This is a genomic window from Kitasatospora nipponensis, assembly GCF_039528135.1.
GTDB classification, from domain to species: Bacteria; Actinomycetota; Actinomycetes; order Streptomycetales; family Streptomycetaceae; genus Kitasatospora; species Kitasatospora nipponensis.
Genome location: NZ_BAAALF010000241.1, coordinates 1 through 4,976, shown reverse-complemented (window position 1 = coordinate 4,976; position 4,976 = coordinate 1). Strand labels below are relative to the sequence as shown.

Genomic DNA, 4,976 nt, shown 5'->3' with positions numbered 1-4,976 from the left:
GGGACCCCCCCCGGGCCGGGGGGCGCCCGGCCGCAGCAGCGCCGCGCTGACCGCCGGCGGCGGCCGCCGCACCTTCGAGGTGCACGCCCCGCCCACGGTGGCCGGCGGAGCGGCGCGGCGGCTGCCGCTGGTCGTGATGCTGCACGGCGGCTTCGGGTCCGGGCGGCAGGCCGAGCAGGCGTACGGCTGGGACGCCGAGGCGGACCGGCACGGGTACCTGGTGGCCTACCCCGACGGCATCGACCACGCCTGGGCGGCCGGCGGCGGCTGCTGCGGCGTGCCCGCCGCCACCGGGGTGGACGACGTCGGGTTCGTCAGCGCGGTGGTGCGCGAGCTGGAGCGCCTGGCACCCGTGGACCCCGGCCGCGTCTACGTCACCGGGATCTCCAACGGCGGGCTGCTCGCCTACCGACTGGCCTGCGACACCACGCTCTTCGCCGCCGTCGCGGTGGACTCGGCCACCCTGCTGGGGCCGTGCCCCTCGCCCGCGCCCCTCTCGGTGCTGCACCTCCACGGCACCGCCGACCACAACATCCCCTACCAGGGCGGCCCGGGCGACGGGCCGGCCCGGATCGACGGCCCGCCGGTGCCGCAGGTGCTGGCCGCCTGGCGCGCCGTCGACCACTGCCCGCCGGTGCCCGCCGTGCGGGTCGGCGGCCCGGTCACCACCACGAGCTCCGACTGCCCCGACGGGCGCGGCGTCGAGCTGATCACCATCGACGGCGCCGGGCACCAGTGGCCCGGTGCCGTCTCCCACCCGGTGGAGGAGAGGCTGTTGGGCCTGGACCCGCCGTCCACGGCGCTGGACGCGACCGCCGTCATCCGCGCCTTCTTCGACGACCACCCGGGCGGTGCGCGGCCGTAGGGCCGCCACTACCCCGCCCGGGCCGCCGGTGATCAAGGGCGCGATACGCTCGGGCCCGGTCGGCCGAGCGGAGGAGTGACATGGGGACGCACGAGCGGTGGACTCGGCTGCTCGAGATCCTGGGCGACCGGGGCCGGATCGAGGTGACCGAGGCGGCCGACGTGCTCGCCGTCTCCACGGCCACCGTGCGCCGCGACCTGGACCACCTCGCCGCACAGCGCCTGCTGACCCGCACCCGCGGCGGCGCGGTGCTCAGCGGCGTGACCTACGACCTGCCGCTGCGCTACAAGACCGCGCGCCAGGCGGACGAGAAGCACCGGATCGCCCGCGCCGCCGCCGCCCTCGTGCCGCCCGGGGCGGTGGTGGCCGTCAACGGCGGGACCACCACCACCGAGGTGGCCCGCGAGCTGGCGACCCGCGCCGACCTGGCCGACCACGGCAGCGGTACGGCCCTGACGGTGGTGACCAACGCGATCAACATCGCGAGCGAGCTGGCGGTGCGCCCGTACGTCAAGACCGTGGTCACCGGCGGGGTGGCCCGGCCCAGTTCCTACGAGCTGACCGGACCGCTGGCCGGCACGGGGCTGCGGGGGCTCTCGCTGGACTACGCGATCCTCGGGGTGAACGCGGTCGACCCGGAGTTCGGCGCCGCCACCCACGACGAGGGCGAGGCGAGCATCAACCGCGCCATGGCCCAGCGGGCGGAGCGGGTCATCGTGGTCGCCGACTCCACCAAGCTGGGGCGGCGGGCGTTCGCCCAGGTCTGCGCGGTCGCCGAGATCGCCGTGCTGATCACCGACCAGGACGCCCCGGACGAGCTGGTCGAGCGGTTCGCCGCGCAGGGCATCGACGTGCACAGCGTCTGATCCCGGCCCGACCGCGCCCGTGGGGGCCGACGGTCGGACCGGGATCGGACACCCGGCCTCAGGCTCCCGGCGGTGCGCCGAACGGCGCGGCCCAGGTCTGGTTGGTCTGGATCGCGGCGGGCGCGGCCCCGCAGTTGTACAGGTCGACCGGGGTGCCGCTGGTGGTGGTCGATCCGCCGTACACGTCAAGGCACTTGGTGGTGCCGGTGAGCTTCAGGTTGCCGTCCCGGTTGTAGCTCCAGCTCTGGAAGCCCGGCGCGGAACCGCACGGCGCCACCCCGGCCCACTGGCCCGACTGCCCGTTGATCGCTCCGGTGCCACTGCCGCTCTGCGCGGTGAGGCAGAGGCTGCCGGCGCCGCTCTGCAGCAGCTGGACGGAGCCGTCGCCGTTCATCTGCCACTGCTGGTTCGAGGTGCCGGAGCAGGGGTAGACGTCGACCGGGTTGTTGGTCGCGGTGCCGGAGCGGTAGTTCTCCAGGCAGAGCGAGGCCTTGCCCCAGGTGTCGCGGGAGACGGTGATCTGGCCGCGCGGGGTGACCGTGCCGCAGCCACCCTGCGCGGTGATCCTCAGCATCGCGCTGTCGTGCGAGCCGACGGTGAGCGGCACGCTGCCGGTCGAGCTGCTGGTGCTGTGCGCCCACAGGTCCCGCACGTCGTAGCCGCAGCCGCCCGTGCTGAACCCGACCGAGGACAGGTCCAGGGAGTAGTTCGCCGCGGTGGCCCCCTTGTTGAGGACCACCACCGCGCGGCTGCCGTCGCTCAGCGGCTTGACGACCACGTCGATGCCGCTGGTGGCGGCGGGCGTGCCGTCGGCGTTGGCGGCGCCGCCCACCACCCGGTAGCCACCCGCGCCCAGCGGGTCCTGGTCCACCGCGACGACCTCGGCGTTGCCCAGGATCGCCACCGAGGCGTTCAGGTGCGCCGCCTCGGCGGGGTGGGCGGCGATGTACGCGGGCTCGAACTTGCGGGCGTCGGTGGAGATCACCAGCGGCGCGGCCAGCGCGGAGAAGAGCGACATCTGGCTGCGCTCCTCGGCGGTGGTCATGCCGTTGTCGCCGATCAGCAGCATGTCGGCGTCGTTCCAGTTGCCCGGGCCCTGGTAGCGGCTGAGCTCCAGGGTGTTGTCGAAGCTCTGGTAGGCGCCGAAGTTGTAGCCGGCCAACGGCTGGTTCCACGGGTCCTTGCCGTCACCGTAGTTCCAGATGTCCGGGCCGACCCGCCACTGCTGGCCCAGCGGGCGGACCCAGCTCATGGCGGCGTACTTGGTCGAGCCGTTGCCGTAGGCGGCCGGCGCGGAGATGTTGAAGGCGATGTTGTGCCCGGCGCTGCCGGCGTTGGTGGCGGCGGTCCGCAGGTCGTTCGACATCCGGGTGTCGAGGGTCTGCATCGGTTCCTGCTGGCCGCAGTTGTCGTACTTGAGCTCGTCCACGCCCCAGTACTCGAAGGAGTTGGCGTCGCTCTGCTCGTAGGACTCGCTGCCGTTGGGCAGGTTGGGCGCGGTGGGGGTGGCGGTGCTGCAGGTGTGCGTGCCGGAGGTCTCGTAGATCCCGAACCTGGCACCCAGGCCGTGCAGGTAACTGCCGTACGCGCTCAGCTCGTAGTCGAAGCCGGGCTGCTTGGCGGTGTTGCGCACGTCGGTGGCGCCGCCCCAGTTGAGCGCGCCGTGCAGGTAGCCGGAGCTGTTGCGGTACATCCAACAGTCGTCCACGGTTACGGTCTTGTAGCCGGCCGCGATCAGGCCGGTGTCGGAGAGCGCCTTGGCGTTGTCCTCCATGTACTGCTGGAAGGAGTAGGCCGACTGGCTGGACCCGTCCAGGGGCGCCTGCGGGGTGCAGGTGGCGCGGGACCAGTTGTTGAAGCCCATCGGCGGAAGCGCCGCGATCGCGCCGTTCGGGGTGGCGGTGGCGGTGTAGTTGGCAGCCGGCGCGCTCACGCCGTCGTTCGCGGTGGCGGGGGTCGCGCCGAGGGCCGAACCGGCCACCAGCAGGGCGGTGCTCAGCAGCAGGGGGGTGGACCCGCGCAGGGGGAGGCGTCTGGTCACGGTGTGGGGGATTCCTTCCGCATCTGATTGATTCTGCTTGAATGATCGACGGATCATGCATCTTCAATCACTTGCGCAGCAGCTTCGGGCGTCGCGAAGGTCCGCGTCAAGAGATCCACCCACATCTACGCGCATCGCACTGCCACGATTTCTGCCTCCTTCTGCGTAGGTCGCTCCGCAGTGCTCACTTTCGAGCAGCCGGTGACGGGTCCGGGCCATGTCCCACCGGCCCACCCGGCGCCCGGGCCGACCCGCGCCCCCTTCCGCTGACGGTCCCGGCCGCTAGCGTGGGGCCATGGTGCGAGAGAGCGACGTCCGACTGGCCGACGGCCGGACCCTGCACGTCTACGACACGGCGGCCGAGGCCGCCTGCGGCCCGGACGGTGGCCTCCCGGTCTTCTGGCACCACGGGACGCCCAACCTGGGCCACCCGCCGCGGCCGCTCTTCGCCGCCGCGCGCCGGCTGGGCCTGCGCTGGGTCTCCTACGACCGGCCGGGCTACGGCGGCTCGACCCGCAACCCCGGGCGGGACGTGGGGTCGGCCGCCGCCGAAGTCGCCGCCGTCGCCGACGCGCTGGGCATCGGCCGGTTCGCCGTCATGGGGCACTCCGGCGGCGGCCCGCACGCCCTGGCCTGCGGCGCACTGCTGCCCGAGCGGGTACGGGCCGTGGTCGCGATGGCGCCGCTGGCACCGTACGGGGTCGACGGGCTGGACTGGTTCGCGGGGATGGCGGCCTCCGGCGAGGCCTCGCTGCGCGCCGCGCTGCGCGGGCGGGCGGCCAAGGAGCGGCACGAGCAGGAGCACGGCGCCGCCTACGACCCGGAGTTCACCCCGGCGGACCTCGCCACCCTGGAGGGCCCGTGGTCCTGGCTGGGCGAAGTGGTCGGTCCCGCGGTGCAGGCCGGCCCGGACCCGCTGATCGACGACGACCTGGCGTACGTCACGCCCTGGGGCTTCGACCCGGCGCAGGCGGTGGTCCCCACGCTGCTGCTGCACGGCGGCCGCGACCGGGTGGTGCCCGGCTCGCACAGCGAGTGGCTGGCGCGCCACTGCCCGCGCGCCGAACTGCGCCGCTACCCGAGCGCCGGTCATGTGTCGGTGCTGGAGCACGCCGAGCAGGCCCTGTGCTGGCTGCGCGCGAACGCCGGCCGCTCACTCGTTCCGGTCGGCGCCGAACAGCTGGCGCGGGGACCGTCACGGAAG

At 73.8% G+C, this 4,976-nt stretch carries 4 protein-coding genes; 3 read left to right on the top strand and 1 reads right to left on the bottom strand.

Features of this window, described 5'->3' with window-relative positions; translation table 11 throughout:
- Window positions 1-865: CE1 family esterase (locus tag ABD323_RS36545; RefSeq protein ID WP_344446406.1), on the top strand; the 865-nt coding region annotated here is incomplete at its 5' end.
- A gap of 80 nt (window positions 866-945) precedes the next feature.
- On the top strand, window positions 946-1,731 hold the full coding sequence (locus ABD323_RS36540; protein WP_344446405.1) for a DeoR/GlpR family DNA-binding transcription regulator: 786 nt from the start codon (window positions 946-948) through the stop codon (window positions 1,729-1,731).
- A 58-nt stretch (window positions 1,732-1,789) separates the two neighbouring features.
- On the opposite strand, the gene ABD323_RS36535 is transcribed toward ABD323_RS36540, so the two are convergent.
- Window positions 1,790-3,772, bottom strand: coding sequence for a ricin-type beta-trefoil lectin domain protein (locus ABD323_RS36535; protein ID WP_344446404.1), 1,983 nt, complete (start codon window positions 3,770-3,772; stop codon window positions 1,790-1,792).
- 295 nt (window positions 3,773-4,067) lie between these two features.
- Between ABD323_RS36535 and ABD323_RS36530 the strand changes: the two genes are divergently transcribed.
- On the top strand, window positions 4,068-4,976 hold a 909-nt coding region (locus ABD323_RS36530; RefSeq protein WP_344446403.1), incomplete at its 3' end, for an alpha/beta fold hydrolase.